This window comes from Sphingobium sp. CFD-2, from assembly GCF_024611135.1.
GTDB classification, from domain to species: Bacteria; Pseudomonadota; Alphaproteobacteria; order Sphingomonadales; family Sphingomonadaceae; genus Sphingobium; species Sphingobium fuliginis.
Genome location: NZ_CP084405.1, coordinates 3617970 through 3643556 on the forward strand (window position 1 = coordinate 3617970; position 25587 = coordinate 3643556).

Sequence of the window (25587 nt, forward strand, 5' to 3'; positions counted from 1 at the left end):
CGGGCTGAGCTTGTCGAAGCCCTTTTCTTCTCTAAAGAGCAAGTGAGCCCTTCGACATTTGAACGAGGCAAGGGACTCGGTCAAACAGGGCGAACGGAGTGAGTGTGGCAAGTAGCATCGTTCCCGACAGCGAAGCGCGCGGATTGGTGGCGCGATTGCCGGACATTCCCCGCGCGCTTGCCTTGCTGGCGCGGTTCGACAGGCCGATCGGCTGGTGGCTGCTGTTCTGGCCGGGGGCATGGGCGGTGGCGCTGGCGGGGGGCGCGTGGGCGCACTGGCCGCTGATCCTCTGGCTGTTGCTGGGCAGCATCGCCATGCGGGGCGCGGGATGCGTGTTCAACGACATCGTCGACCGCGACCTCGACCGGCAGGTGGCGCGCACCGCGTCGCGCCCGCTCGCGAGTGGAGCGGTGTCGCTGGGGACGGCGTGGATATGGCTGCTGTCCCTCTGCCTGGTCGGGCTGGCGGTGCTGCTCCAACTGCATCCATATGCGCAGATCGTCGCCTTGGGCTCGCTGGCGCTGGTGGCGGCCTATCCCTTCATGAAGCGGATCACCGGCTGGCCGCAAATCTGGCTGGGGCTGGTCTTTTCCTGGGCCGCGCTGGTCGGGTGGAGCGAGGTGGCGGGAACCCTCGCCCTGCCGGGGTTGTTGCTCTATGGCGGCTGCATCGTCTGGGTGGTGGGCTATGACACCATCTATGCCTTGCAGGATCGGGAGGACGACGCGCTGATCGGCATCGGGTCGAGCGCCCTGTCCATGGGCAGGCATGTGCGGGCGGGTGTGGCGCTGTGCTATGCGCTCGCGCTGGCGCTGTGGGGCGGCGCGATCTGGCAGGTCCGGCCGCAGGGTCTGGCTTTGGCGGCGTTGCTGCCGATGGCGGCGCATCTGGGATGGCAGGTCGCGACGTTGAAGGAGGACGGCATCGATCCCTTGGCCAAATTCCGCTCCAATCGCTTTGCGGGGCTGTTGATGTTCCTGGGCTGTCTGGTGGTGGGAAGCGCATGAACGGTCCGCGCGAGGGAGAGGATTGCTGGCGGATCGCGCGGGCGCTGAAGGCCAGCGTGATCATCGATGCGGATGCCTATTTCCGCCATGCCCGCGCCGCGATGATGAAGGCGAAGCAGCGGATCATGCTGATCGGCTGGGACTTCGATGCCGCGATCACGCTGATCCGGGAGGATGAGGCGAGCGACGGCGCGCCCACGGTGATCGGGGATTTCATAAGCTGGCTGGTGGAGCGGACCCCGGAACTGGAGATATTCCTGCTGCGCTGGGATGTCGGGGCGATGAAGTCCATGGTGCGTCCGTCCAACCTGTTCACCACGGTCCGCTGGATGGCCAATTCGCGCATCACCGTGAAGCTGGACGGCCATCATCCGACCGCCGCCTCCCACCATCAGAAGATCGTGGTGATCGACGATTGCTTCGCCTTTTGCGGCGGGATCGACATGACGGCCGACCGCTGGGACACGCGGCATCACCGTGATGAGGAGCCATGGCGGCGGCACCCGGACGGCTCGCCCTATGGCCCCTGGCATGACGCGACGACCGCCTTGCAGGGACCGGTGGCTGCAGCGCTGGGCCAGCATGCGCGGGCGCGGTGGACGGGTGCGGGCGGCGGGGAACTGGCGCCGGTCGAGGGCGAGCAGGATTGCTGGCCCGATGCGTTGCCGGTGCAGTTCGAGGATGTCGACATCGCCATATCCCGCTCCGCGCCGGAGATGGAAGATCAAGAGCCGCTGATCGAGATCGAGCGGCTCTATGTGAACCAGATCGCGTCGGCGCGGCGGTATATCTACGCGGAGAGCCAATATTTCGCCTCCCGCCGCATTGCCGAGGCGATTGCGGCGCGGCTGGCGGAAGAGAACGGGCCGGAAATCGTCATCGTCAACCCGGAACAGGCCGATGGCTGGCTGGAGCAGCAGGCGATGGACACGGCCCGCGCCCGGCTGTTCGAGGCGCTGAAGGCTCGGGACGTCCATGGCCGGTTCCGGCTCTATCATCCCTTCACCGCGCGGGGGGAGCCGATCTATGTCCATGCCAAGATACTGATCGTCGACGACCGGGTGCTGCGCGTCGGGTCGTCCAACATGAACAACCGCTCGATGCGGCTGGACACCGAATGCGACGTGACGATCGATTCCGCGCTGCCCGCCAATGCGGGGCGCGAGGATGCGATCCGGGGGATCCGCGACGATCTGGTCGCGGAGCATCTCGACCTGCCCGTCGAGCGCGTGGCGGCGGTGATTGCCGAGCGTGGGCTGATCGCGGCCATCGAACAGCTGCGCGACAGGCCGGGACGGACCTTGCGGCCCTATGTGACGCCTGACCTGAACGACGTGCAGACCTGGCTGGCGGATCATGAGGTGCTCGATCCGGAAGGACCGGGCGAGATGCTGGAGCCGATCACGGAGCGCGGACTTTTCCGCCGGATGCGTGGATGGATGGAGGGGGGATAGCTCTCTTTTCCGTCATTCCCGATTCCGCGGGAATGACGGTTACGAAAATAGGATCAGCTATTCCGCCGCCAGTAGCGCCTCCGCGCCGCCCAGATTGACCGAAACCAGCCGACTGACGCCCCGTTCCACCATCGTTACGCCGAACAGCCGGTGCATGCGCGCCATCGTCACCGCATTATGGCTGACGATCAGGTATCGCGTGTCGGTCTGCCCCACCATGGCGTCGAGCAGGTCGCAGAAACGCTCGACATTGGCGTCGTCCAGCGGCGCGTCGACTTCATCCAGGACGCAGATCGGCGCGGGGTTCGTCAGGAACAGCCCGAAGATCAGGGCGACGGCGGTCAGCGCCTGCTCGCCGCCGGAAAGGAGCGTCAAGGCGGCGAGCTTCTTGCCCGGCGGCTGGGCCATGATCTCCAGCCCCGCTTCCAGCGGATCGTCGCTGTCGATCAGTTCCAGATGCGCCTGGCCGCCGTTGAACAGGGTGGTGAACAGGCGGCGGAAATGACCGTCCACCGCCTCGAACGCGGCGAGCAGGCGCTGCCGCCCCTCCCTGTTCAAACTGCCGATGGAGCCGCGCAGGCGGTTGATCGCCTGGGTCAGTTCCTCGCTTTCGGCGCGGCTGTTGGCCTGCGTGGCCTCCAGCTCCTCCAGTTCCTGCGCGGCGACGAGGTTGACCGGGCCGATGCGCTCGCGTTCGGTGACGAGCCGGTCATGCTCGGCCTGCTCGCTCTGGGCGATGCGGATGTCGGCGCTGGCGAAACCCAGTTTCTCCGGCAGGACCGGCGGCGGGCACTCGAAGCGTTCACCGGAGAGGCGGTTGGTTTCGACCCGCTTCTCATCCGCCGCCTCGGCACGTGCGGCGGCGGTGGCGCGGGCCTCGCGGGCGTTGGCGAGCGCTTCGCCCGCCTGCGCCGCGCGCTGGTCGGCGGCGCGGAGCGCGGCTTCGGCTTCGCTTTCCTCGCGGCGGGCGGCGTCCGCGGCCTGCGTCAATGTGTCGCCCTGCTCGCTCAACATGGCGATGGCGGCGGCCAGACCGTCCGGCTGGTCCGCGATCTCGGCCCGTTCCTTCGCTATGCCCTCGCCACGCTCGACCATGGCGGCGATGCGCTTGGCCGCTTCGCCGGCACGGGCGCGCCACCCCCTGGCCTCCGCATCGGCGGCGGCCATGCGTTCGCGGTCGCTGGCGAGCGCGCGATCGGCCAGCGCCTGATCGGCCTGTAGCTGGCTGACGGCGAGCCGTGCCTTCTCGCTCGCCTGTTGCAGCGTGGCGACCTGGGCGCGGGTTCCCTCCCCATCGGGCATGGCGGCGCGGCCGGCCTGCGCCTTGTCATGCTCGGCCTGCGCTGCGGTGAGGTCGCTGCGGGCTTCGCTCAACCGCTCCTCTATCGCCTCGCGACGCCCGATCAGCCGTTCGAGCGCGGTGGCGGCTTCATCGGCGGCCCGCAGGGCGGTGCGCAGCCGCTGGTCCGCATCCGCAAGCTGGGTGCGGCTGGCGGCCAGCGTCTGGGCCGCCTCCCGCTCGCGCATCGAGGCGGCGTCCTGCGCGGCGCGGGCCGTCTCGACCTCGGCTTCGGCGGCAGGCCGGGCGGCGGCAATGGCTTCGAGGCGGTTGAGCCGGATCAGCCGTTCGGCGGCGGCGGCGCCACCCTCGATGGCGACATAGCCGTCCCAGCGGCGAAGCTGTCCGTCCCTGGTGACGAGACGCTGGCCGACCGCAAGGACCTGGCCTTCGTCGCCGTCCGCGACCGCGACCTGCGCCAGACGGCGGGCGAGTTCGGGCGGGGCGGTGACATGGGCGGAGAGGGCGGCGCAGCCTTCGGGCAAGGGCGGGTCGCCGGCGAGCGCGATGGCGCCGGCCCAGCGCCGCTTGCCTTCGGTCGCGATGGGCGCTTCCAGATCGTCCCCCAGCGCCGCCGCGAGCGCGCGTTCATAGCCGGGCGCCGCCTTCAGCCGGTCGAGCGCGCGGCTGCGGTTGCCTGTGCCGCTGTCGACGGCGCGCTGGAGCGCAGCGGCTTCGCTGTCGAGCGCGGCAAGGGTGGCGCGGGCGGAGGATAGGGCGGCTTCGGCGGCGGCACGGGCCTCGGCCGCCTCGGCACGGCTGGTCTCGGCGGCGCGGATCGCGGCTTCGGCGGCGTCGCGGTCCGTGCCGGCCTGCTGCTGGGCGGCGATCGCTTCGGCCCTTTTCCCTTCCAGCGGCGATGGGTCGGGTAGCGCCGCGGCTTCGGCTTCCAGCCGCTGCGCCTCGCGGGAGGCGCGGTCTAGGCGGGTGCGCGCAGCGGCCAGCGCAGCCTCTGCCACGCGCAGTTCCGCCTGCTCGCCCGCCTGCTTCGCCATCGCCTTGGCAAGATCGAGTTCGGCGTCGCGGGCGGTATCCTCCGCGCGGGCGATGCGCCTGGCGAAATCCGGACGCATCGCTTCGGTTTCGGCGATGCGCGCCTTGAGCGCGGCGATCTCGCCGGTGAGGCGGGCAATGGCCTCCGCCGCGTCGTTGGCGAGCGTGCCTTCCCGCTCCCTGTCCTCTTCCAGCCGTGCGGCCTGCTGGGCGAGGTCGTGGAGGCGGCGGACCACGCCGTCGCGCTCGGTGCGCAGCGCGGCGAGCTTGTGGCCTGCTTCGCTCGCGGCGTCGCGGGCGGCCTGGGCGGCGGCGCGTCTCTGCGCAAGCGTTTCGACGGCGGCATTGGCATGGACGGCTGCGGCCTGCTGCGCCTCCTGCGCGGCGGCGACGGCGCTTTCGGCCTGCTTGGCTTCGGCACGGGCGGCGTCCGCGCTGGCGGCGGCCTCGCGCCAGCGGGCGAAGATCACCCGCGCCTCGGCAATGCGGATCTGCTCCGACAGGCGGATATAGCGCTCCGCCGCCTTGGCCTGACGCCGCAGGCTGTTGGCGCGGGCGTCCATGTCGGCCAGGATTTCGTCCAGCCGCATCAGATTCGCTTCGGCGGCGCGCAGCTTCTGTTCGGCGTCCTTGCGGCGGACATGCAGGCCGGAAATGCCCGCCGCTTCCTCCAGCATGGCGCGGCGTTCCTGCGGGCGGGCGGCGATCACGGCAGCGATGCGCCCCTGGCTGACCAGAGCGGGGCTATGCGGGCCGGTGGCGGCGTCCGCGAAGATCAGCGACACGTCCTTCGCCCGGACGTCGCGGCCATTGGCGCGATAGGCGCTGCCCGCCCCGCGCTCGATCCGGCGGGTGACTTCCAGTTCCCCGTCCGTACCGACTTCCACCGCGTTGAACAGCTCGCCCTGTTCCTGGATGGTGAGCAGCGAGACTTCCGCGAAATCGCGCTGCGGGCGGGTGGAGGTGCCCGCGAAGATCACATCCTCCATGCCGCCGCCGCGCATCGACTTGGCGCTGGATTCGCCCATGACCCAACGGATCGCCTCCAGCAGGTTCGACTTGCCGCAGCCATTGGGCCCGACAATGCCGGTCAGGCCGGGTTCGATGCGCAGCTCCGTCGGGTCGACGAAGCTCTTGAAGCCGGAGAGCTTGAGGCGCTTTATCTGCATCGTGCAAGATCGGGGCAGCGCGGAGCCGCCCCGCCATCAGCAGGAAGCCGGACCGACGATGTCAGCCCCCCCTTGTCCAATCAGATCCCCGCTTCCTTGAGCTTCGTGCGCAGCGCGGGCCAGGCGGCGGTGTTCTCCACCGTCACGCCATTCAGGATGAAGGTCGGCGTGCCCTCGATCTTATATTGCTGATTGGCGTCCTCTACGCCCTTGGCCAGCTTTTCGGCGGCGGCGGTGTCGGCCAGGCATTGCTTCGCCTGATCTTCCGATATGCCGCGCTGCTTGGCGAAGTCGACCAGGCCGACGGCGGCCGCCAGTTGGCCGAAGCGCTGGGCCGGGGGCGCGCTCATCAGCGCCTTGTACCTTTCGTCGCCCAGCGCCTGCGCCTTTTCGAACATGGCGTTCTGGTTGGCGAAGAACTGGTCGGACAGCGGATAGAAGATGTCCTTGCCGCCGCAACGGGCCAGCAGCGCCGTCGAAATGTCGATCGGATCGCGCACATAGTTGCGGAATTCGAAGCTCATCTTGCCGGAATCGACGATCTGCCTGATCTCCTCGGCCGATTCGGCGGCGAAGTCGCGGCAGTGCGAACAGGTGTAGGAGCCATATTCGACCAGCTTCACCTTCGCATTGGGATTGCCCATGACGAAATGGCCGTCGGGCGTCGTGGCGATCGTCTCCGACCATTTGGTGCCGGCCGGCGCGGCGACGGCGGCGACCGGTTCGGCGGAGGTGGCGCTGCCTCCTTCCTTCTTGCCGCAGGCGGCGACGGTCAGGCTGAGGGCGATCAGGGCAAGTCCGGAAAGGGCTTTCACGTTGTTCTGGGCTCCGTATCGTCGGGCGTTGTCGTCGAAGGGTTTAGATCAGGGCAATGCAGCCTGCAACCGCGTCCAGTCCGATCCATGAACCAGCGTGCCGTTCAGCGTGAAGGCAGGCGTGCCGCCGATCCGCAGCTTGTTCCAGGCTTCGTCCGTCATGGCGAGGACCTGCTTCATCGATGCGGGATCGTTGATGCAGGCGTCGAGCTGGGCGGGCTTGTAGCCGCGCTTCGCCATCAGGGCGTAGAGGCCGGTCTTTTGCCCTATGTCGCGCAGGGCGGCCTTCTGGTCGGCGGGCTTGGCGGCGTCTTTCTCATAGGCCTGGAGCTTCTCCATCCAGGCATCCTGATTGGCGAACAGCGCTTCATGATTACCGAAGAAGCGCCGTGGCTCGCCGCAGCGGGCGAGCAGCGCGGCGGTCAGGTCATATCGGTCGCGCACCGCGTTGCGCACTTCGACGCTCAGCGTGCCGCCCTTCACATAACGGGCGCGAAGCGGCTCGCTGGCCTCTCCCACGAAATGGGCGCAGTGCGAGCAGGTGTAGCTGACATATTCGACCAGCTTCGTCGGCGCGGCGGGATTGCCCAGCACATGCCCGCCCATGGGAGAGAGGGCGATCCGGCCCAGCCAGTCGGCGGCGGGGGCGGCCCATGCGGACAGGGATGCGCTCGCGGAAATGGCGAGCAGGGCGAGGAAAGCCAAACGGATTTTCGTCATGCGCTGGTCCAGTGATGCGCCGCCCCTGTCACGGCTGAGGTTGTCAAGTTTGAACTGCTCAACTGCGATACTAGCTGATCTTGGGCAAACCGCTGCTGTTGGCCAGTCCTTGCGCCAGGGATTCCAGCACCGCGCGCAGTTCCGGATCGCCAATGTCGCGCAGGGAATCGCCCAACTCGACCGGAATGGGTTTGAGGTTGACCGGCGGGGGGCGGCGTTCCGGTTCCCTTGCCTGGACCATCCCCTGCTTCATCGCCACCCGGGCGACGGCGGCATAGCCGAAGAAGCGGTTCACCCGTTCGACAATGTCGGGCAGCACATGCTGTATCATCGGCGCATGGCCGCTCATGACGGTGAGCTGCAATGTGCCGCCCGCCTTCTTGCCGGCGGGGAAGCGGATCGATTCGGGTTCGCTGATCGCCGCATAATGCGGGCCGACGATCTCCGCCCAGCGGGTGACGATGCTGGATTGGACGAAGCCGAACTTGCGGAAGGCGGCGGCGCCGATGGCGGGCATCAGGTCCGCGATCCGGCGCGGCGCGCCGATGCGCGGGCGGTCTTCCGCATCCGACTTGCGGCTTTTCATATTGGGAGTCGGGGGGCGTTCCGTCATGCCTCGCTTAATGGCATAGGGGCGGCATGCGCGTCGAGGGTAACATCCAGAAAATAGCATCCGATCTGCTCGCTCATTACGATGTGCATGCGCGCAGACTGCCCTGGCGCGCCCCGCCGGGGGCCAATGCCGCCGATCCCTATCGCGTCTGGCTGTCGGAGGTGATGCTCCAGCAGACCACGGTGGCGGCGGTCGGGCCCTATTTCGCGAAATTCACGCAGCGCTGGCCCGATGTGGCGGCTCTGGCGGCGGAACAGGATGCCGAGGTCATGGCCGCCTGGGCAGGGCTGGGCTATTATGCCCGCGCCCGCAATCTGCTGGCCTGCGCCCGGGCGGTGGCGAACGACCATGGCGGGGTGTTTCCCGATACCGAAGAGGGCCTGCGCGCCCTGCCCGGGGTCGGCGCCTATACGGCGGCGGCGGTCGCGGCGATCGCCTTCGGGCGGCGCGCCGTGGTGGTCGACGCCAATGTCGAGCGGGTGGTGGCGCGGCTCTTCGCCATCGCCACGCCCCTGCCCGCGGCGCGCCCGGAGATTCGCGCCGCGACCGACGCGATCACGCCCGATGCCCGCGCCGGGGATTTCGCGCAGGCGATGATGGACCTGGGCGCGACCATCTGCACGGCGCGCAACCCCGCCTGCGGCATTTGCCCCTTGTGGGAGGATTGCGCGGCTTTCCGCACCGCCGATCCCGCCGCTTTCCCGGCCAAGGCGGCGAAGAAGGCCAAGCCGCACCGGCTGGGCCATGGCTGGTGGATCGAGCGGCCCGACGGACATGTCTGGCTGGTGCGGCGGCCCGACAAGGGCATGCTGGGCGGCATGCGGGCGCTGCCTTCCTCCGAGTGGAACGATGCGCCCGACGCGACGCCGCCGCTTGCCGCGTCATGGCGGCGGGTGGCCGAGCCGGTCGCGCATGTTTTTACCCATTTCTCCCTCGCATTGACGGTGCACCATGCCCATGTGGGGCCGGACGTGACGCCGCCCGGCGAGGGCGAATGGTGGCCCGTGGCGGACATCGGGAAGGCGGGCCTGCCGACCCTGTTCGCTCGCGCCGCCGAGGCAGCGATGAAGGAGAGAATGGACGATGCACGGCTCTAGCGCGCCCTATTCGCGGCTCGTGGCCTTTGGCGGGGGACGGCTGGACCGGGTCGACCATGTTCGCACCAATCCCGCTTTGCTGGCGGAGGCCTTTGCCTCGCCGCTGGCGCGCCGCGTCGTGCTGGAGGGGCTGGAGCCGGTGGTCGAGGGCGGCCATCTGGTGATGGAACCGCTGCCGGGCGAGGCCTGGATCGAGCATCATGCGCTGCTGGGCGTGGATGAGCAGCAGCGGCCGATCTTCGTGGAGTTGCTGGCGGATACGCCGGACAGTTTCCTGGCCTCGGCCCGCGCCCGGGCGCTGGCGGACGAGGTGCCGGGGCATGAGGTCGCGCTGTACGGCGCGGCGCGCAGCCTGCTGGCCTGGCATGCGCGGCATCGCTTCTGTTCAGTGTGCGGGCAGCGCACGGCGCCGGTCAAGGCGGGCTGGTCGCGGCAATGCGGGTCGTGCCGGGCCGAGCATTTCCCCCGCGTCGATCCGGTGGTGATCATGCTGGCCGAACATCGCGGGCGAGTGTTGCTGGGGCGGCAGCATAGCTGGCCGGCGGGGCGCTATTCGGCGCTGGCCGGCTTCGTCGAGCCGGGCGAAACGCTGGAGGAAGCCGTCATCCGCGAGATCAAGGAGGAAGCGGGCGTAGCCACTCACTCAGTCCGCTATGTGACGAGCCAGCCCTGGCCCTTCCCCTCTTCGCTCATGATCGCCTGCACGGCGCAGGCCGATGACGACGCGCTGAAGATCGATGAAAATGAGATCGAACATGCCTTCTGGTGCGACGAGGCGGGCGTTCGCGCCGCGATGGCTGGCGAAGAGGACGCGCCCTTCATCGCGCCGCCGCCGATGGCGGTCGCCTGGCATCTGCTGCGGCACTGGCTGGATGAGCGACCGGAAGGGCAGGTTGCCGACCATGGCCCAAGCGCGTAAGGCCGCCCCTTCGCCCTGCATATCCCCTTTCAGGAATCGACACAGCCCATGCTCAGCCTAGAAGAAGCCCAGTCCCGCGCGCAGGATCTGGTGACGGCGGCGCGCCGGGCGGGGGCGGATGCGGCCGACGCCATCTATGCCTGCAACGCCTCGACCAATGTATCCGTGCGGCTGGGCGCGTTGGAGGATGTGGAGCGGTCGGAAGGCGAAGAAATCGGCCTGCGCGTGTTCATCGGCCGCCGGTCCGCCAGCATTTCGGCGTCAGACATGAATCCGGCGACATTGGCGACCTTGGTCGACCGCTGCATCGCCATGGCGGGGCAGGCGCCGGAGGACCCCTATGCGGGCCTTGCGCCTGAAGACCGGCTGCTCAGGAAGAAGCTGCCCGCGCTGGACCTGACCGATCCGTTTGAGCCGGAACCGGCGCAGCTCAGGGAGCGCGCCATGATAGCCGAGGAGGCGGCGCGGGCCGTGCCAGGCGTCACCAATAGCGAGGGCGGCGGCGCGGCGACCGGGCGGAGCCAGATGGCGCTGGCGACCAGCCATGGCTTTGCCGGGGCCTATGCGGGGACGAGCCATTCGACCTGGGCGAGCGTGCTGGCCGGGACCGGCGCCGACATGCAGCGCGACCATGCCAGCCACAGCGTCCGACATATCGAGGATCTGGACGATGCCGAAACGGTCGGCACCCGCGCCGGGCATCGGGCGGTGGCGCGGCTCAATCCGGTGAAGGTGGGCAGCGGCGTGATGCCGGTGATCTTCGACCCGCGCATCGGTTCCAGCCTGGTCGGGCATCTGATCGGCGGCATGGTAGGCCCCGCCATTGCGCGGCGGTCGAGCTTCCTGCTGGAATCGCTGGGCGAGGCTCTGTTCGATGCGGCCATCACGATCATCGACGATCCGCTGCGGTTGCGCGGCCTGCGTTCGCGGCCCTTCGACGGGGAGGGGCTTCCGGTCGAACGCCGCGCATTGATCGACAGGGGCGTGCTGACCGGCTGGCTGATGGACAGCGCTTCGGCGCGGCAATTGGGGTTGGAGCCGACCGGCCATGCCAGCCGGGGCGGCAGCGGCGCGCCGGGCGCGGGCGTCACCAATGTCCATATGGAGCCGGGCACGCTGTCGCCGGGCGAACTGATGGCGGACGTGAAGCGCGGCCTCTATGTCACCGAACTGATCGGCATGGGCGTCAACGGCGTGACCGGGGATTACAGCCGGGGCGCCGCGGGTTTCCTGATCGAAAATGGCGCCGTGGGACAGGCCGTGTCGGAAATCACCATCGCCAGCAATTTGAAGGACATGTTCGGGGCGCTGGTGCCGGCCAACGACCTCGCCTTCCGCTATGGCATGAACGTGCCGACCCTCCGTATCGACGGGATGACCGTTGCAGGCGGCTGACATCTCCTTGCGCGAGGTGGTGGCGGTCGTGTCGGACGCCGCCGACCGGGCCCTGACGCTCTGGGCGGGCGGGGAAACGCGCGTGCGCCAGTGGGAGAAAGTGCCCGGCCATCCGGTGTGCGAGGCCGATCTGGAACTGGACGCGATGCTGCGCGAGCGGCTCTACGCCATCGATCCGTCGGCTGGCTGGCTGTCGGAGGAGACGGCGGACACCGTGCACCGGCTGAACCTGCCCCGCGTCTGGGTGGTCGACCCGATCGACGGGACGCGGGATTATCTGCGCGGGCGGCCCGGCTGGGCGGTGTCGGTGGCGCTGGTGGAGCATGGCGTGGTGCGCTTCGGCATATTGGCGGCGCCTGCGCGCAACGAACTGTGGATAGCGCAGGCAGGCGCGGGGGCGACCCGCAACGGCCGGACCTTGCAGGCCGGATCGCGGGCCGTCCTGCCGGGTTCACGAGTGCCGGCGGATCAGTTGCCCCGCCATGACCGCGATCTCATCACCGTCGACAAGCCCAACAGCATCGCGCTGCGCATGGCGATGGTGGCGGCGGACGAGGCCGATCTGGTCGCCACGGTGCGCTGGGGCAATGAATGGGACGTCGCCGCCGCCGCGCTGATCGCGGAGGAGGCGGGGGCGATCGTCACCGACGCGCTCAGCAATCCCTTTTCCTTCAACCGGCCGCAGCCGACCGCCTTCGGCTTGCTGTGCGCCGCGCCAGGAATCCATGCCGCCGCAGCGGAGCGGCTGGCGCCGCGCGCACGGGAAATATTGGGACGCGGGTGAGGCGTCGCCGGGCTTGAGATACCATGATGGTGGCCAATCGCCGCCATTGGCATGGGCAGCTTGGCGAAAACAGAGAGGCAGCCCCCCTTCCACATATCAAGCCACGCAGCGACGGACAGTCTCGGCCGGCAGGACATCGTTCAGTCGCTGGCGCACCACCCCGGCCCAGATGCCATATCCCGCCGGGTTCATATGGACGCCGTCCGCCCGATAATTGTCGCCCAGCTTTCCATCCTTCAGCAGCGGCGTCGTGATGTCGGCATAATAGGTCAGAGGCATGCGCTCGATCAGCCCTTGCGCCGCCGCGTTGAACAGCATCTGGCTCTTGAAGATCGACCGCCGCGCCGGACTGGGCTTCATCGACAATATCACGACCGGCACGTCACCCATCATCCGGTTGCGCAGGTCCAGAAATCGCCCCAGGTTGCGGAGGACGGTGCGAACCTCAATGCCGTTGGCGATGTCGTTCTCCCCGGCGTAGAGGATGATCGCCACGGGTTTGCTGTCCTGCGCCGCATTGGCGAAGCGCGGCAGGATCTCGGCAAAGGTGGCATCATCGATGCCGCGGTTATGCGTTTTCCATGGCGCCATGTCCCGGTTGAGGCTGGTCCAGCGGCGCATGGAAGAACTGCCTACGAACCAGAGCGAACAGGCGCTTGGCCCGGGTCCGTCGTCCGGCAGCGTCACATGCGCCGCACGGTATCGGCCCACCGCCAGCCAGCTACCGACGATCAGGCAGAAGATGAGGGCCGCCAGTCCCCATTTGGCGAAAGGCGAGGCGTCGAGGCGTTGCAGCAGCGGCGTCTTCATCGAAGGATATAAGTAGCGTCTTTTTCTACGGCGCAAAGCCGAAATTCCCTACTGCGCCTTAACGATCCGGCAAGAATGTAACGATATCGTTCCGATTCCTGCACCGGGGCAATTTTTGTGGGCAAGAATCCGTCGATCGACCTGCTGAAAGGCGTGCTGATCCTGCTCGTCATGGGTGGGCACGTGATGGAACTGACCGGCGGCCACGATCTGGCGCTGTGGGTCGGGTCGGGTTTTCGCATGCCGTTGATGGTCGGCATCTCCGGCTATCTGCTCAACGTCACCCGCATCCGCACCGACAGTATCCAGCGTCTGATGTCCCGCTATGGCCGGCGGATGCTGCTGCCCTGGCTTTTTGCCGGCATGGTGTACCTGATCGCGAGCGGCGCCGCGCTCCGCTGGACCCTGCCGTTCGACCTGTTGTTCCGGCCGCCCTTTCACCTCTGGTATGTGCCGACATTGTTCTTCCTGATCATGCTGACGCGGCTTCTGCCCTTCTCCCCGCTGGCGCTGCTGGCGGTCGGCACGCCGATCAGCCTGGCGATCATGTATGGCTTCGGCCTCCATCATGGACCGGTGGGGGACAGTCTGTTTTCGCCCGACAGCCGCTTCCTGCGCTATCTGGTCTATTTCTTCTTCGGCATGCTGATGGCGGAGCGGCGGGTTTCGCGACGCTATCTGCCGATCGCCGGGGCGGTCGCGCTGCTGGGCCTTCTCTGGTGGTCCGGCCTCTATGATGCCGACAATGTCCTGGCCTTCGTGCCTGCGCGGCTTTTGATGTGCCTTGGCCTGATCGCGCTGCTGCCGATGCTGTCCGCCCTGCGGCTGGATTTCGCGCCGGTCAATGCGATCGGGCGCGACAGCCTGTTCTTCTACCTGTGGCACCCGCTGGTCATGGGCGTGCTCGTCATGACGGATGTGGGCCCGGCAGCGACGCTGGCGCTGTCGCTCCTGCTGCTTGCGCTGGCATGTCGCCTGACGGCGCGCGGCACGCTGTTGCCGCTGCTGTTCGGCAGCCTGCCGCAAGGGAGCGGGACGGTCCCGCCCCTGGCCAAAGCGCCCCTACCGGCCTGACCGTTCAGATCTTGCCATATTTGGCTTCGAAACCGGCAACGTCTCCGGCGGCGAGATATTTCGCCTGGTCGATCCACTGGTCGCGCACCGGGCGGCCCTTGAAATTGCCCAGCTTCGCATCGATGGCGGCAATGTCGGCATCGCTCCAGCCGGCGATCTGGGCATAGCGCGTTACGCCCAGTTCGATCAGCAGCGTGTTGAGCTTGGGGCCGACACCCTTCAACCTCAGCAGGTCGTCGGCATCGCCGGACGCTGCGGTGACCGCCGGCGACGCCGGGACCGCGATGGGCGCCGCAGCGTCGACCGGAGCCGGGGCAGCGGCGACGGGTTCGGGCACGACCGGCTCCGCCGGCGTGGAAAGGGGCGGGGCGGAAGCGGGCGGCGCGGAAACGGGGGTGGTGGGCTTCTTGACCTCCACCGGGACGGAAGGTTCGCTCGGCCGGTTGCGCCCTGACAGCAGGAAGACGATGCCGATGATGACCAACAGCGCGATCAGCAGCCACAGGCCATAGTCCATGAAAAATTCTTGCATCGCTCGTCCCTCCCTGTCCGAATTTGGCCTATTTAAGGATGGTTGAGGGCGCGCCGCAAGGGGATCAGCGTGCGCTTTCCTCCCTCGCGACCTCTCTCCACCCAATATCGCGGCGGCAGAAGCCGGTCGGGAAGCCGATGGCATCGACCGCCTTATAGGCTGCCTCCTGCGCCGCCTTCACCGTGTCGCCGGTCGCGGTGACGTTCAGCACGCGGCCGCCATGGGCGACGATCGCGCCGTCCCTGTCCGCCGTGCCCGCATGGAAAACCCGCGCTCCCGTGGCTTCCGCCGCGTCGATTCCGGTGATCGCGCCGCCCTTTTCCGGGGTGCCGGGATAGCCGTTCGCGGCCATGACGATGGTGAGCGCGGTGCGGTCCGCCAGTTGCACCGGACCCTGTTCGGCCAGCCTGCCCTCCGCCACCGCGAGCAGCAGCGCCACCAGATCGCCATCGAAGCGCATCATCAGCACCTGGCATTCGGGATCGCCGAAGCGGGCATTATATTCGATCAGCTTCGGCCCTTCGTCGGTCAGCATCAACCCGGCATAAAGAACGCCGCTATAGGGCGTCCCTTCGGCGGCGAGCGTGTCGACGGTGGGGCGGACGATCTTCTCGATCACTTCCGCTTCCAGTTCCGGGGTCAGCACGCGGGCCGGGCTGTAGGCGCCCATGCCGCCGGTATTGGGGCCGGTGTCGCCGTCGCCCACGCGCTTGTGATCCTGCGCCGATCCGAAGGGCAGGATGGCGCTGCCGTCGGTCAGGGCGAAGAAGCTCGCTTCCTCGCCGGTCATGAATTCTTCCAGCACCACTTCCTCGCCCGCCGCGCCGAACGCGCCGGAGAACATCGAATCGAGCGCCTCCAGCGCCTCTTCCCGCGTTTCCGCGATGATCACGCCCTTGCCCGCCGCCAGACCGTCCGCCTTGATCACGACCGGCAGCGCGAAATCGTCCAGCGCGGCGATGGCGCCGTCCTTGCTGGTGACGCGCTCATAGGCGGCGGTCGGGATGCCCGCACGCTTGCACAGGTCCTTGGTGAACCCCTTGGACCCCTCAAGCTGGGCCGCCTTCTTGCCCGGACCGAAGACCGGATAGCCCTTGACCCGCAGATTGTCGGCCAGCCCGTCGACCAGCGGTGCTTCCGGGCCGATCACCACCAGGCCGATGCTGTGGCGCAGGCAGAAATCCACGACGGCGCGATGATCCGTGGCATCAAGGTCGACCAATGTCGCATGCTGGGCTATGCCGGGGTTGCCCGGCGCGGCATAAAGGGTGCTGAGAGCGGGCGATTGCGCCAGCTTCCAGGCCAGAGCATGTTCGCGGCCGCCGCCGCCCAACAGAAGGATGTTCATTTCGCCCATGTCCCCGGAATATGAAGCTGGTTTCGATGTCTCGGGGCGCCTGTTAGCCGAGGAACGCTCAGGGGACAACGCGCCGCCGCTGTCGGTGAGCGAATTGTCGGCCCTGCTGAAGCGCACGGTCGAGGACCGTTTCGGCCATGTCCGCCTGCGCGGAGAGATTTCCGGCTTCAAGCGGGCCGGGTCGGGGCACATCTATCTGTGCCTGAAGGATGACAATGCGGTGATCGACGGCGTGATGTGGAAGGGCGGGGCGGCGCGCCTGCCCTTCGCGCCGCAGGACGGGGTGGAGGTGATCGCCACCGGCAAGCTCACCACCTATCCGGGGCGCTCCAAATATCAGATCGTGATCGAGCGGATGGAGCTGGCGGGCGAGGGCGCGCTGATGGCGCTGCTGGAGAAATTGAAGCAGAAGCTGGCGGCGGAGGGGCTGTTCGACCGGGAGCGCAAGCGGCGTTTGCCCTTCATGCCTCGCGTGATCGGCGTCGTGACCTCGCCCACCGGGGCGGTGATCCGGGACATTCTCCATCGTCTGGAGGATCGCTGCCCGACGCAGGTGCTGCTCTGGCCGGTGCTGGTGCAGGGACAGGGCGCCGCCGAGCAGGTGGCGCGGGCGGTGCGCGGGTTCAGCGAGATGCAGCCGGGCGGCCCTGTGCCCCGGCCCGATCTGGTGATCGTGGCGCGTGGCGGCGGCTCGATCGAGGATTTGTGGAGCTTCAATGAGGAGATCGTCGTCCGTGCCGTGGCGGAATGTTCGATCCCGATCATCTCCGCCGTGGGGCATGAAACGGATACGACGCTCTGCGACTATGCCGCCGACATGCGCGCGCCTACGCCCACGGCGGCGGCGGAAATGGCGGTGCCGGTGCGGGCGGAGCTGCTGGCGATGCTGACGGAGCAGGGCTTACGCATGGACCGCGCCGTGCGGCGAGGAGCGGCGCAGGCCCGCGAGCGGCTGGAGATGCAGGCGCGGCTGATGCCGACGCCCGATATGCTGCTCGCACCCCAGCGCCAGCGGCTGGACCAACTGTCCGATGGTCTGGTCAGCGGATTGCGGCATCGCGTTGCCGATGCGCGGGCGCATCTGGGGCAGGCGGGCGGAGCGTTGCGGCCCGCCCTGCTGCGCCAATATGTCAACCGCGCCGCCGAGCGCGTCGGCCGGTTGCGGCTGCGCCCGGACTATCTGGAGCGCGTTTACAAGGACCGGGCGACCGCTTTCGATCGCGTCTCGCGTCACTTCACGTCGGTCAATCCCGACCTGCCCTTGCAGCGCGGCTTTGCGCGGGTGATGGCGGGCGACCGGCTGGTGAAATCCGTGGCGGAGGCGCGGGCGGCGGGCGCGGTCAGCCTGCATTTCCGCGACGGCGCGGTTGGCGCGAGCATCGATGGCGGCACGCCCCTTGAGAAGCCTGCCGCCGAGGCTATATCGACTCCGTCACGCACCCCGCGCAAAGCGCGCGAGGGCCAGGAGACGGGCCAGCAGGACCTGTTTTCCCAATGACGCCGTTGCACAGGAAAGGCCGAGTGATCCCATGCTGATGTCCAACCGCGACCGCCCGGCCCGGCTGCACTATATGGCCTACAGCTTCCGCGTGCTGCAGGCGGGCGACCATGTGGTGTGCTCCGTCAGCGGACAGAAGATCCCGCTGGAGGATCTGCGCTACTGGAGCATCGCCCGGCAGGAACCCTATGCCAGCGCCGAAATCTCCGCCCAGGCCGAACTGAAGGCGCGGGGTCTGTAAGGTGCCGGGTTTTAGATGAAGGGCTGGATCGCCGCCGCCGCGCTGGCGATGGCGGGTGTGGCGGCCACCTCCCCGGCAGCGCCGCCTGCCGTGGAACTGGTGCTGGCCGGTACGCCCGTCCAAGGCGGCGCCTTGCTGGGCGCGGCGCCCAAGGGGACGGTCGAACTGCGCTTCAACGGGCAATTGGTGCCGGTCGATGCCGATGGCCGTTTCCTGATCGCCTTCGACCGCAATGCGGCGCCGCAGGCCCGGCTTACCGGACGCCTTGCCGATGGAGCGCTTCTCGACCGCGCCCTCACCGTCGCGCCGCGCGACTGGCGGATCGAGCGGGTCGATGCGCCGCTGCGTCCGACGAAAAGCACGGAAGCCTTCCTCGCCCTGCGCAAGCCGGAGCTTGAACGGATCGCCGACGCGCGCGAAACTGTGACTGACGCGCAGGGCTGGCGCCAGCGGTTCATCTGGCCGCGCATTGGCCGCGTCTTCGGCTTGTTCGGCGCGCAGCGCATCTATCAGGGGCAGCCCGGCGCCTATCATGGCGGCGTGGATATAGCAGGCGCGACGGGTGAGCCGGTGGTGGCCCCGGCCGACGGGGTGGTGATCCTGGCCGCGGATCGCCCGTTCACGCTGGAGGGCAATCTGCTGATGATCGACCATGGTCATGGATTGAACAGCGCCTTCCTTCACCTTTCGCGGATCGACGTGATTCCCGGGCAGCATGTGATTCAGGGGCAGCGCATAGGCGCAATCGGAGCCACCGGACGGGCCACGGGTCCGCATCTTCATTGGGGGATGAAGTGGAATGAAGCCCGGATCGATCCGATTCTGCTCACCGGACCCATGCCGCAGAACTGATCTATTATTTCACGGAACTATAATTTTATTCTTCGTCATGATATATCGAAATGTAAAAATTCCTTCTAGGAACCCCGACCTGTAACATTGTTGTTAAACAGGTGTTCAATACCGATTTTCTCGATTTGTGGCATATTTGCTACAGTTTCGGTCAAATGCGATGCCCGGGCTTCTGCCCTGCTTTACACTCATAAAACGACTGAGCAGAGTGCCCCGCAGTGCGTGTGAAGAGGGCTTGCTGTCGGGCTCCTTTCGCTCTCTTCACGCGTCAAAAAAGCGCGCGGGGCAATCCGCGAACCTCCAGAGCAAGGGACTGGATAGTGAAGACCATAACCAAGATTGGGCTGCGCGGTGGCGCGGCTCTCCAGGTGCTGACTCTTGTCAGCGCCGGCCTTACGACTTTCTCCGCACCCGCATTCGCGCAAGCGTCGCAAGCTTCCTCGGACGAACCGTCTAGTGACACGATCGTCGTTACCGGTTCCATTATTCGCCGCACTGACGCCGAAACACCCTCGCCAGTGACCCGGGTCACAACTGAGGAACTGGACCGCCGTGGCATCAACACCGTGCAGGACGGCATTCAGAAACTGGCTTCCAATAACGGCCCCGCCCTTACCAACGGCTTCACTGCCAACGGCGCTTTCGCTGGCGGTGCATCCGCTGTCTCGCTGCGTGGTCTGTCGACCAACTCGACGCTCGTGCTGTTCGACGGCCTGCGCGCTGCTTATTACCCGCTGGCGGACGACGGTTCGCGTAATTTCGTCGACCTCAACACCATTCAGGACGATATCGTTGAAAATGTCGAAGTCCTGAAGGACGGCGCTTCCTCCAGCTACGGCGCGGATGCCATTGCCGGCGTGGTTAACATTATCACCAAGCGTGAATTCAAGGGCATTGCCGGTCGGGTCGAGGCAGGTGTTGCCGAAAATGGCGCTGGGGGCAGTCAACGCCTGTCGCTGATGGCCGGCACCGGCGATCTGGATGACAATGGTTTCAACGCTTATATCAGCGGCTTCTACTATCATTCGGAAGCGGTTTATAATCGTCAGCTTGATGCACCCTTTAATTCTTCCGATCAGCGCGGCATCGGCGGCCATAACGGCCAGGCCTATGGTCTGGACGCGAACGGCGTTCTGGAAAATAATGGCACGCTGACAGCGCAGGGCGATGGTAATTACAATCTGGGCAACCTGTATGTTCGCCCAGCAGACGCTCTCACCAACACCGCAATTGCGGGCAGCCGCTATCAGTTGCTGGCCGGCCGTTGTCTCAACGGTACGCCCTATGCCCCGACGGCTGCAGACCGCGCACCCAGCAACAACGCCAATATTCCAAACCTCGTCTGCAACGAGGACGGCGTGAACAAATATGGTGTCGTCGCTCCCGAAATTCAGCGTTTCGGCGGTTCCGCACGGATCACAGCTCGCGTTGGCGATACGTCGGAAGCATATCTGTCTGTCAATTTCCAACAGTCCACCGTCAGCTATACCGGTGGTCCGCCGACGATCCGCGGAAATGCGCCGACCGGCATTTTTTATCCGCAGTTCTCGACGTCGAGCAATGCCGCCGTGCGTGCGCCTGGCTCGTTCGTGCTGTCGCTGCCCGTCTATGTCTGCGCTCGTTCTACCGTTGGCCCGTGCACCGCGACCAACGGCACGCTGAATCCCAACAATCCGTTTGCTACGGCCGGCCAGAATGCGCTGATCATCGGCGGCCTTCCCACGACGATCACGTCCAACGAAACCCGCAGCCGCGTCTATCGCGCTGCTGCTGGCATTCAGGGCACGATATTCGACGATGTCGACTACAAGGTCGATTTTACGGCGATGCACACCGATCTGCGTCGCAAGATGGATGGCTATGTCTATATCCAGCACCTGCTGGATGTGATCAAGGACGGGTCATATAACTTCGTCAATCCGGCCGCGAACAGCCAAGACGTTCAGGATTATCTGACGCCAACGAACATCTCGAATGCCTCGTCGGACCTGTACCAGGGCCAGTTCACCATGTCGAAGGCGATCGCAGATTTGCCGGGCGGTCCGCTGCAGGTCGCGATCGGCGGATCGATCTATCATGAAGCCGTCGACGCTCCCAGCGCCAACTCGGACATCAATGGTCCCACCATGCGTTATTTCACTCTCAACGCATTTGGTACCAAGGGTAGCCGCACCGTTTCGTCGGCCTTCGGTGAAATCGTCGCTCCTGTCATCGACCAAGTCGAACTGGAAGCGTCGGGTCGTTATGACCACTATAGCTCGGGTCAAAGCGCCTTCTCGCCCAAATTTGGCATCAAGTTGAAGCCGGTTCGTCAGTTGCTGCTGCGCGGCACCTATTCGAAGGGCTTCCGTATCCCGTCCTTCGGTGAAGCCAATGCTTTGCCGACCACCGGTTATGTGTCGCAGGTTGCCGCCAACATCCCGGCGGCTTTCCGCGCTCAATATGGTGCGGCTTGTGCCACTACACCGGCATCCTGCCCGACCTATCTGACCAACTACTCTATCGGTCAGACGACGCTGGCTTCGCCCAATCTCAACCCAGAGAAGTCGCGCAGCTTCACGGCCGGCGCGGTGTTCGAGCCGATCCGCAACCTGTCATTCACCGTTGACTATTACAACATCAAGAAGACTGGAGCGATCACCTCGCCGTCGACGGCGCCTGCTATCGCAGCTTATTACGCCGGCCAGCCGATCCCGGCCGGCTTCAATGTCATCGCCGACGCGCCCGACGTTAACAATCCGACGGCGACTCCGCGTATCGCCTTCGTTGAATCGACGCTGATCAACTCCGACACCATCAAGTCGGAAGGTATCGACTTCGGCGCGAACTTCACTCACGATTTTGGCGGTGTGAAGTGGTCGAGCAATCTGGAAGCCTCCATGCTGATCAATCTCAGCACGACCTTCCCCGACGGCACGACCGAAAAATATGTCGGTACCCTGGGTAACTTCAACCTGACGGCTGGTTCGGGCACGTTCAAGTGGCATGGCTATTGGTCGAATACGCTGGACTTCGGCAAGCTGGCTTTGACTGGCACCGTCAACTACACGTCGGGCTATGACCTGTCGGCGATGGATCAGGGGAATGAGTATAAGGATTGCGGTCTGTCGCCTGGCTACGGCGACTGTCATGTGTCCAAGTACATCACCTTCGACCTGAACACGAACTTCAAGGTCACGGATAAGGTGAACTTCTATGTGAACGTCATCAATCTGTTCGACAACCTGCCGGACATCGACCCGGTCACCTATGGTGCGTTCCTGTACAACTCGGTTCAGGCGGGCGAAGGCGTGTATGGCCGGATTTTCCGGGCCGGCGCGCGCTTCAAGTTCTGATCGGACGAAATGCAAACAGAAGAGGCGGTCTCTTATCGAGGCCGCCTTTTTCGTAAAGGAGGAATTTTCGATGAAGCTGTTTCCCATCATTCTGATCTGCGGGTCTGTGCTGGCTCCGCCGACTTTCGCAGCCGATGCACCGTCCGGTCAGGCGATGTCAGCGGAGAGCGTCGCGGAAAAGAAAATCTGCCGCCGGGAAACGGTAACAGGGTCGTTCATGCCCAAGCGCACTTGCCATACGCGAGCGGAGTGGGAAGCGATCGAACAGAATGCGAATGCGGAAAAGGACCGAGCAGGCACACGCTCATTGTCGGGGAATTGGCGTCCGAACTAAACGCGGCACGAAAAAGCTGCGTGACTGGGATATTCACCATTCACCTTATATCCACGGCTGTGTTGATCGGGATCAACAGCATCTTCCAATGGACAAAGCCCTCCTGAGCCTAGCGGCTTCTTCTCCTCCTTTGCAGCCGCCCCCAGGACGGGCTCGCGGCTGTTGCATTTCAGCGACATGGCGGCGAGCAAAATTATCGCAGATTAGTTCCGTAGCTTTACTTTTGTTAAATGGCTGAGCAGGCTTTGTTCGTCCGCGCCGTTTCGACGCCACGCAAGTGGCCAGACAGGGCGGAGAGAGGCAGAGACACTCGAAGCAAGGGGTAGAGCTTTGATCCATATTAAGAAGAGCATGTTGCGTTCCGGCGCGGCACCGATGATCCTGTCCATGGCACTGGTCGCAGGGCCTGCCTTCTCTCAGAGCGAACCCCAGGCGGCGGCTCCCGAAGCAGAAGATACGATCATTGTCACCGGATCGCGCATCCAGCGGCCGGATCTCGAAGCGAGCAGTCCTGTGGCTGTGCTCTCCGCTGAGCAGATCAAACAGGTCAATACCGTGACGGTCGAACAGATCCTGTCGTCCAACCCCCAATTCATGGCGGGCTTCGGCGGATCTTCCAACAACCCGGGCGATGGTTCGGCCACGGTCGACCTTCGCGGCCTGGGGGAAAACCGCACGCTGGTGCTGATCGATGGCAAGCGTGCGCCTTTCTACGATACGTCGGGCGCTGTCGACGTCAACAGCATCCCCACGGCACTGATCAAGCGGATCGATGTGCTGACCGGTGGCGCATCCGCCGTTTATGGCTCGGATGCCGTGGCGGGCGTGGTCAACTTCGTTCTGGACGATCGGTTCGAAGGGCTCGCAGCCGATGGCAGCAGCCAGATTTCCAGCCGGGGCGACGGCGCGCTCTATAATATCAGCCTGACTGGCGGCATCAAATTGGGTGATCGGGGCAATCTGGTCGTGTCGGGCGGCTATTCAAAGCGTAACGGCGTCTATTTCGGCGCTCGCCGCCGGAACGCAACCGCGCTGGATTCGAGTGACCTGGTCAGCTCCGGCGGCTCCAGCAATGGCGTCCCAACGCTGTTCGACATTCCCGGGGACGAGGACGGCACCGTTGGGGGGCTGCAACAGGTCCAACCTGATGGCTCGCTGTCCAGCGATGTCGAGCTCTACAACTTCAATCCCGTCAACTATGCCCAGTTGCCCTTCGAACGCTATAATGTGATGGCGCTCGGCCGGTATGAAGTGACCGACGGCGTAGAGGCTTATGGCCGTTTCAGCTACAGCCATGTGAAGGTCGAGACGAACCTGGCGCCGACGGCGACCGCAGGTTTCGGCTTCAATCTCGATCCCAGCAACCCCTTCCTGTCGGATGCGATGCGCACCGCCTTCTTCGACCAGGTGGCCAATCCCTTCCTGCAGATCAACGATGGATCGGATGTCGCTGAAGATCCCACGGCGCGTGCGGGAACGTCCAACATCGGCATCCGCCGCCGCATGGTCGAAACCGGCGGCCGTTTGAGCACCTACACCACGAACAATTTCCAGTTTGTGGGTGGTCTGCGGGGGCAGATCGGCGATGGGCTGAACTATGATCTCTTCGCGCAATACGGGCAATCGAAGCGCGACACCGTGCTGCGTAACGACCTGTCCTATACGGCTCTGCAGCAAGCGCTGGACGTGGTCCAGGGGCCCAACGGCCCGCAATGCTTCGATCCGTCCAATGGCTGCGTGCCGCTCAACATCTTCACCACGACGCCGGTGACACAGCAGCAGCTCGCCTTCGTTCTGCGTAACGCGACGGAAAATACCAAGACAACCCAGTTCATCGCGGGCGGCAGCCTGGCGGGTGACATCGGTTTTCTGAAGAGCCCCTGGGCCGACGGCCCGGCGGCTTTCTCGATCGGTGCGGAATATCGCCGGGAAAAGGGCACGACCAAGGTCGATCCGCTCTATGCGTCGGGCGATCTCATCTATTATGGTCAGGGTCAGAACATTTCCGGCAAATATGACGTCAAGGAACTTTATGCGGAACTGAAAATGCCGCTGGTTCAGGAACGGCCGGGCATCTACGCGCTGAATGTGGAGGGCGGGTACCGTTATTCCGATTACTCGACCGTCGGGTCGGTTCATACCTACAAGTTCGGCGGCGACTATGCGCCGATCAATGGCGTGCGTTTGCGCGGCATCTATCAGCGCGCCGTTCGCGCCCCTAATCTCTATGAACTATACTCTCCCGTCGTGGCAGCCACCGGCAGCCTTCAGGTCGATCCTTGTGCGGGCAGCAATGTGCCTGCCGACATCGCTGCCATCTGTATCGCGCAGGGGGCTCCGACCGTGGGCGCGATTGCGCAGCCGATTTCGGGTCAGGTCAACATCTTCACTGGCGGAAATCAGAATCTGCATGAGGAAAAGGCCGATACGGTCACGCTCGGCCTGGTGGTAAACCCGCCGTCTCTGCGGAATTTCACCTTCTCGCTCGATTATTACCGCATCAAGATAAAGGATGCGGTCGATGACACGCCCGTCTTCGTGACGATGAACCAATGCTATAATATCGATAAGGACCCCAACAGCGCCGCTTGTGCCGGCATCGTGCGCAATCCGGTAACAGGTGGACTCAGCGGCGACACGACCATTGGCGTGCCATCGCAGCTGGGCAACGTCGCCGGCATCAAGACGGAGGGGCTGGACATCACCGCCAGCTATCGCGGCGGTTCGTCGGAAGGCTTCAATTACAGCATCAACTTCGCTGGCACCTACGTCTTTTCGTTCAAGAAGCAGAGCGATCCGACTTCCCCCGTTTATGAATGCGCGGGTACTTTCGGCGGTGCATGCGACATGGAGCCGCTGCCGGAATGGAAGCATGTTCTGGACCTGAACCTCGGCTTCAAGGGCTTCACGCTGAACAGCCGCTGGCGCTATCTGGGTTCGGTCAAGCAAGATGCCGCGACCGACATTCTGAGGTCCAAGATCGGCGGATATTCCTATTTCGATGAGACGCTCAGCGTCAATGTCGAAGATGGAGTGACGTTCCGCCTGGGCGTGCTGAACTTGTTCGACAAGAAGCCTCCGATCGTGGGCGACACGGTCGGCGCGTCAGCCAACGGCGGCAGCACCTTCCCCAATACCTATGATGTGATCGGGCGGCAGTTCTTCGCCGGCGCGTCGATCAAGTTCTGATGCTGAAGGGCCGGGGCCGATCATTAAGGCGGTCCCGGCCCGGTTTATTGCCGCTATGAC

At 65.4% G+C, this 25587-nt stretch carries 20 protein-coding genes; 13 read left to right on the top strand and 7 right to left on the bottom strand.

Annotation, left to right across the window (positions count from 1 at the left end; translation table 11 throughout):
- Positions 1 to 104: 104 nt before the first annotated feature.
- Positions 105 to 1007, top strand: coding sequence for a 4-hydroxybenzoate octaprenyltransferase (gene ubiA / locus LDB29_RS17945; RefSeq protein ID WP_137710457.1), 903 nt, complete (start codon positions 105 to 107; stop codon positions 1005 to 1007).
- Positions 1004 to 2461, top strand: coding sequence for a phospholipase D-like domain-containing protein (locus tag LDB29_RS17950; protein ID WP_257555146.1), 1458 nt, complete (start codon positions 1004 to 1006; stop codon positions 2459 to 2461). Before ubiA ends, LDB29_RS17950 begins: the two co-directional genes overlap by 4 nt.
- A gap of 57 nt (positions 2462 to 2518) precedes the next feature.
- Here LDB29_RS17950 and LDB29_RS17955 read toward each other — a convergent pair whose 3' ends face one another.
- The 4 genes from LDB29_RS17955 to LDB29_RS17970 form a co-directional block, all read right to left on the bottom strand.
- On the bottom strand, positions 2519 to 5962 hold the full coding sequence (locus LDB29_RS17955; protein ID WP_257555148.1) for a chromosome segregation SMC family protein: 3444 nt from the start codon (positions 5960 to 5962) through the stop codon (positions 2519 to 2521).
- Between the two features lie 80 nt (positions 5963 to 6042).
- Positions 6043 to 6777, bottom strand: a complete 735-nt coding sequence (locus tag LDB29_RS17960) for a thioredoxin domain-containing protein (protein ID WP_044660442.1) — start codon at positions 6775 to 6777, stop codon at positions 6043 to 6045.
- Between the two features lie 48 nt (positions 6778 to 6825).
- Complete coding sequence (locus tag LDB29_RS17965; protein WP_257555151.1) at positions 6826 to 7497, bottom strand: DsbA family protein; 672 nt, start codon at positions 7495 to 7497, stop codon at positions 6826 to 6828.
- 70 nt (positions 7498 to 7567) lie between these two features.
- Complete coding sequence (locus tag LDB29_RS17970; protein ID WP_257555153.1) at positions 7568 to 8110, bottom strand: DUF721 domain-containing protein; 543 nt, start codon at positions 8108 to 8110, stop codon at positions 7568 to 7570.
- A gap of 26 nt (positions 8111 to 8136) precedes the next feature.
- Between LDB29_RS17970 and LDB29_RS17975 the strand changes: the two genes are divergently transcribed.
- Genes LDB29_RS17975 through LDB29_RS17990 form a run of 4 tightly spaced genes read left to right on the top strand, consistent with a single transcriptional unit; the run spans position 8137 to position 12305 of the window.
- On the top strand, positions 8137 to 9207 hold the full coding sequence (locus LDB29_RS17975; RefSeq protein WP_257555155.1) for an A/G-specific adenine glycosylase: 1071 nt from the start codon (positions 8137 to 8139) through the stop codon (positions 9205 to 9207).
- Positions 9194 to 10126, top strand: coding sequence for an NAD(+) diphosphatase (nudC, locus tag LDB29_RS17980; protein ID WP_257555156.1), 933 nt, complete (start codon positions 9194 to 9196; stop codon positions 10124 to 10126). Before LDB29_RS17975 ends, nudC begins: the two co-directional genes overlap by 14 nt.
- Positions 10127 to 10174: 48 nt before the next feature.
- Complete coding sequence (locus LDB29_RS17985) at positions 10175 to 11521, top strand: TldD/PmbA family protein (protein ID WP_257555158.1); 1347 nt, start codon at positions 10175 to 10177, stop codon at positions 11519 to 11521.
- The gene (locus tag LDB29_RS17990) at positions 11508 to 12305 is read left to right on the top strand and encodes an inositol monophosphatase family protein (protein WP_257555160.1); all 798 of its coding nucleotides are present in this window, start codon (positions 11508 to 11510) and stop codon (positions 12303 to 12305) included. Before LDB29_RS17985 ends, LDB29_RS17990 begins: the two co-directional genes overlap by 14 nt.
- Positions 12306 to 12401: 96 nt before the next feature.
- On the opposite strand, the gene LDB29_RS17995 is transcribed toward LDB29_RS17990, so the two are convergent.
- Positions 12402 to 13115 (bottom strand): GDSL-type esterase/lipase family protein, encoded by a 714-nt coding sequence (locus LDB29_RS17995; protein WP_257555162.1) that lies wholly within the window; start codon positions 13113 to 13115, stop codon positions 12402 to 12404.
- 117 nt (positions 13116 to 13232) lie between these two features.
- On the opposite strand from LDB29_RS17995, the gene LDB29_RS18000 reads away from it, so the two are divergent.
- The gene (locus tag LDB29_RS18000) at positions 13233 to 14189 is read left to right on the top strand and encodes an acyltransferase (protein ID WP_061934879.1); all 957 of its coding nucleotides are present in this window, start codon (positions 13233 to 13235) and stop codon (positions 14187 to 14189) included.
- 4 nt (positions 14190 to 14193) lie between these two features.
- Here the strand turns inward: LDB29_RS18000 and LDB29_RS18005 are convergent, their stop codons facing one another.
- Both LDB29_RS18005 and purD read right to left on the bottom strand, forming a co-directional pair.
- Positions 14194 to 14721 (bottom strand): hypothetical protein, encoded by a 528-nt coding sequence (locus LDB29_RS18005; RefSeq protein ID WP_257555165.1) that lies wholly within the window; start codon positions 14719 to 14721, stop codon positions 14194 to 14196.
- Positions 14722 to 14785: 64 nt separating this feature from the next.
- Entirely contained in the window at positions 14786 to 16069 is a 1284-nt protein-coding gene (gene purD / locus LDB29_RS18010) for a phosphoribosylamine--glycine ligase (RefSeq protein ID WP_257555167.1), read from the bottom strand.
- Between the two features lie 7 nt (positions 16070 to 16076).
- Here purD and xseA point away from each other — a divergent pair, with 7 nt between their 5' ends.
- The 6 genes from xseA to LDB29_RS18040 all read left to right on the top strand — a co-directional run bounded on the left by xseA (position 16077) and on the right by LDB29_RS18040 (position 25527).
- A complete protein-coding gene (xseA, locus tag LDB29_RS18015; protein ID WP_140042654.1) occupies positions 16077 to 17576 on the top strand; it encodes an exodeoxyribonuclease VII large subunit in 1500 nt (499 codons plus the stop codon).
- A gap of 31 nt (positions 17577 to 17607) precedes the next feature.
- Positions 17608 to 17817: a DUF2093 domain-containing protein gene (locus LDB29_RS18020; RefSeq protein ID WP_061934876.1), complete on the top strand. Its 210-nt coding sequence runs from the start codon at positions 17608 to 17610 to the stop codon at positions 17815 to 17817.
- 15 nt (positions 17818 to 17832) lie between these two features.
- On the top strand, positions 17833 to 18669 hold the full coding sequence (locus tag LDB29_RS18025; protein ID WP_257555171.1) for a M23 family metallopeptidase: 837 nt from the start codon (positions 17833 to 17835) through the stop codon (positions 18667 to 18669).
- A 320-nt stretch (positions 18670 to 18989) separates the two neighbouring features.
- Positions 18990 to 22004 (top strand): TonB-dependent receptor domain-containing protein, encoded by a 3015-nt coding sequence (locus LDB29_RS18030; RefSeq protein WP_257555173.1) that lies wholly within the window; start codon positions 18990 to 18992, stop codon positions 22002 to 22004.
- A gap of 70 nt (positions 22005 to 22074) precedes the next feature.
- A complete protein-coding gene (locus LDB29_RS18035) occupies positions 22075 to 22338 on the top strand; it encodes a hypothetical protein (protein WP_052628080.1) in 264 nt (87 codons plus the stop codon).
- 330 nt (positions 22339 to 22668) lie between these two features.
- Positions 22669 to 25527 (top strand): TonB-dependent siderophore receptor, encoded by a 2859-nt coding sequence (locus LDB29_RS18040; RefSeq protein ID WP_257555175.1) that lies wholly within the window; start codon positions 22669 to 22671, stop codon positions 25525 to 25527.
- Positions 25528 to 25587 lie beyond the last annotated feature (60 nt).

Coding starts and splice junctions, on each gene's coding strand:
- LDB29_RS17950 (WP_257555146.1), top strand. CDS start 1,004: ATGAACGGTCCGCGCGAGGGAGAGGATTGCTGGCGGATCGCGCGGGCG.
- LDB29_RS17955 (WP_257555148.1), bottom strand. CDS start 5,962: ATGCAGATAAAGCGCCTCAAGCTCTCCGGCTTCAAGAGCTTCGTCGAC.
- LDB29_RS17965 (WP_257555151.1), bottom strand. CDS start 7,497: ATGACGAAAATCCGTTTGGCTTTCCTCGCCCTGCTCGCCATTTCCGCG.
- LDB29_RS17970 (WP_257555153.1), bottom strand. CDS start 8,110: ATGACGGAACGCCCCCCGACTCCCAATATGAAAAGCCGCAAGTCGGAT.
- LDB29_RS17975 (WP_257555155.1), top strand. CDS start 8,137: ATGCGCGTCGAGGGTAACATCCAGAAAATAGCATCCGATCTGCTCGCT.
- nudC (WP_257555156.1), top strand. CDS start 9,194: ATGCACGGCTCTAGCGCGCCCTATTCGCGGCTCGTGGCCTTTGGCGGG.
- LDB29_RS17985 (WP_257555158.1), top strand. CDS start 10,175: ATGCTCAGCCTAGAAGAAGCCCAGTCCCGCGCGCAGGATCTGGTGACG.
- LDB29_RS17995 (WP_257555162.1), bottom strand. CDS start 13,115: ATGAAGACGCCGCTGCTGCAACGCCTCGACGCCTCGCCTTTCGCCAAA.
- LDB29_RS18005 (WP_257555165.1), bottom strand. CDS start 14,721: ATGCAAGAATTTTTCATGGACTATGGCCTGTGGCTGCTGATCGCGCTG.
- purD (WP_257555167.1), bottom strand. CDS start 16,069: ATGAACATCCTTCTGTTGGGCGGCGGCGGCCGCGAACATGCTCTGGCC.
- xseA (WP_140042654.1), top strand. CDS start 16,077: ATGTCCCCGGAATATGAAGCTGGTTTCGATGTCTCGGGGCGCCTGTTA.
- LDB29_RS18020 (WP_061934876.1), top strand. CDS start 17,608: ATGCTGATGTCCAACCGCGACCGCCCGGCCCGGCTGCACTATATGGCC.
- LDB29_RS18025 (WP_257555171.1), top strand. CDS start 17,833: ATGAAGGGCTGGATCGCCGCCGCCGCGCTGGCGATGGCGGGTGTGGCG.
- LDB29_RS18035 (WP_052628080.1), top strand. CDS start 22,075: ATGAAGCTGTTTCCCATCATTCTGATCTGCGGGTCTGTGCTGGCTCCG.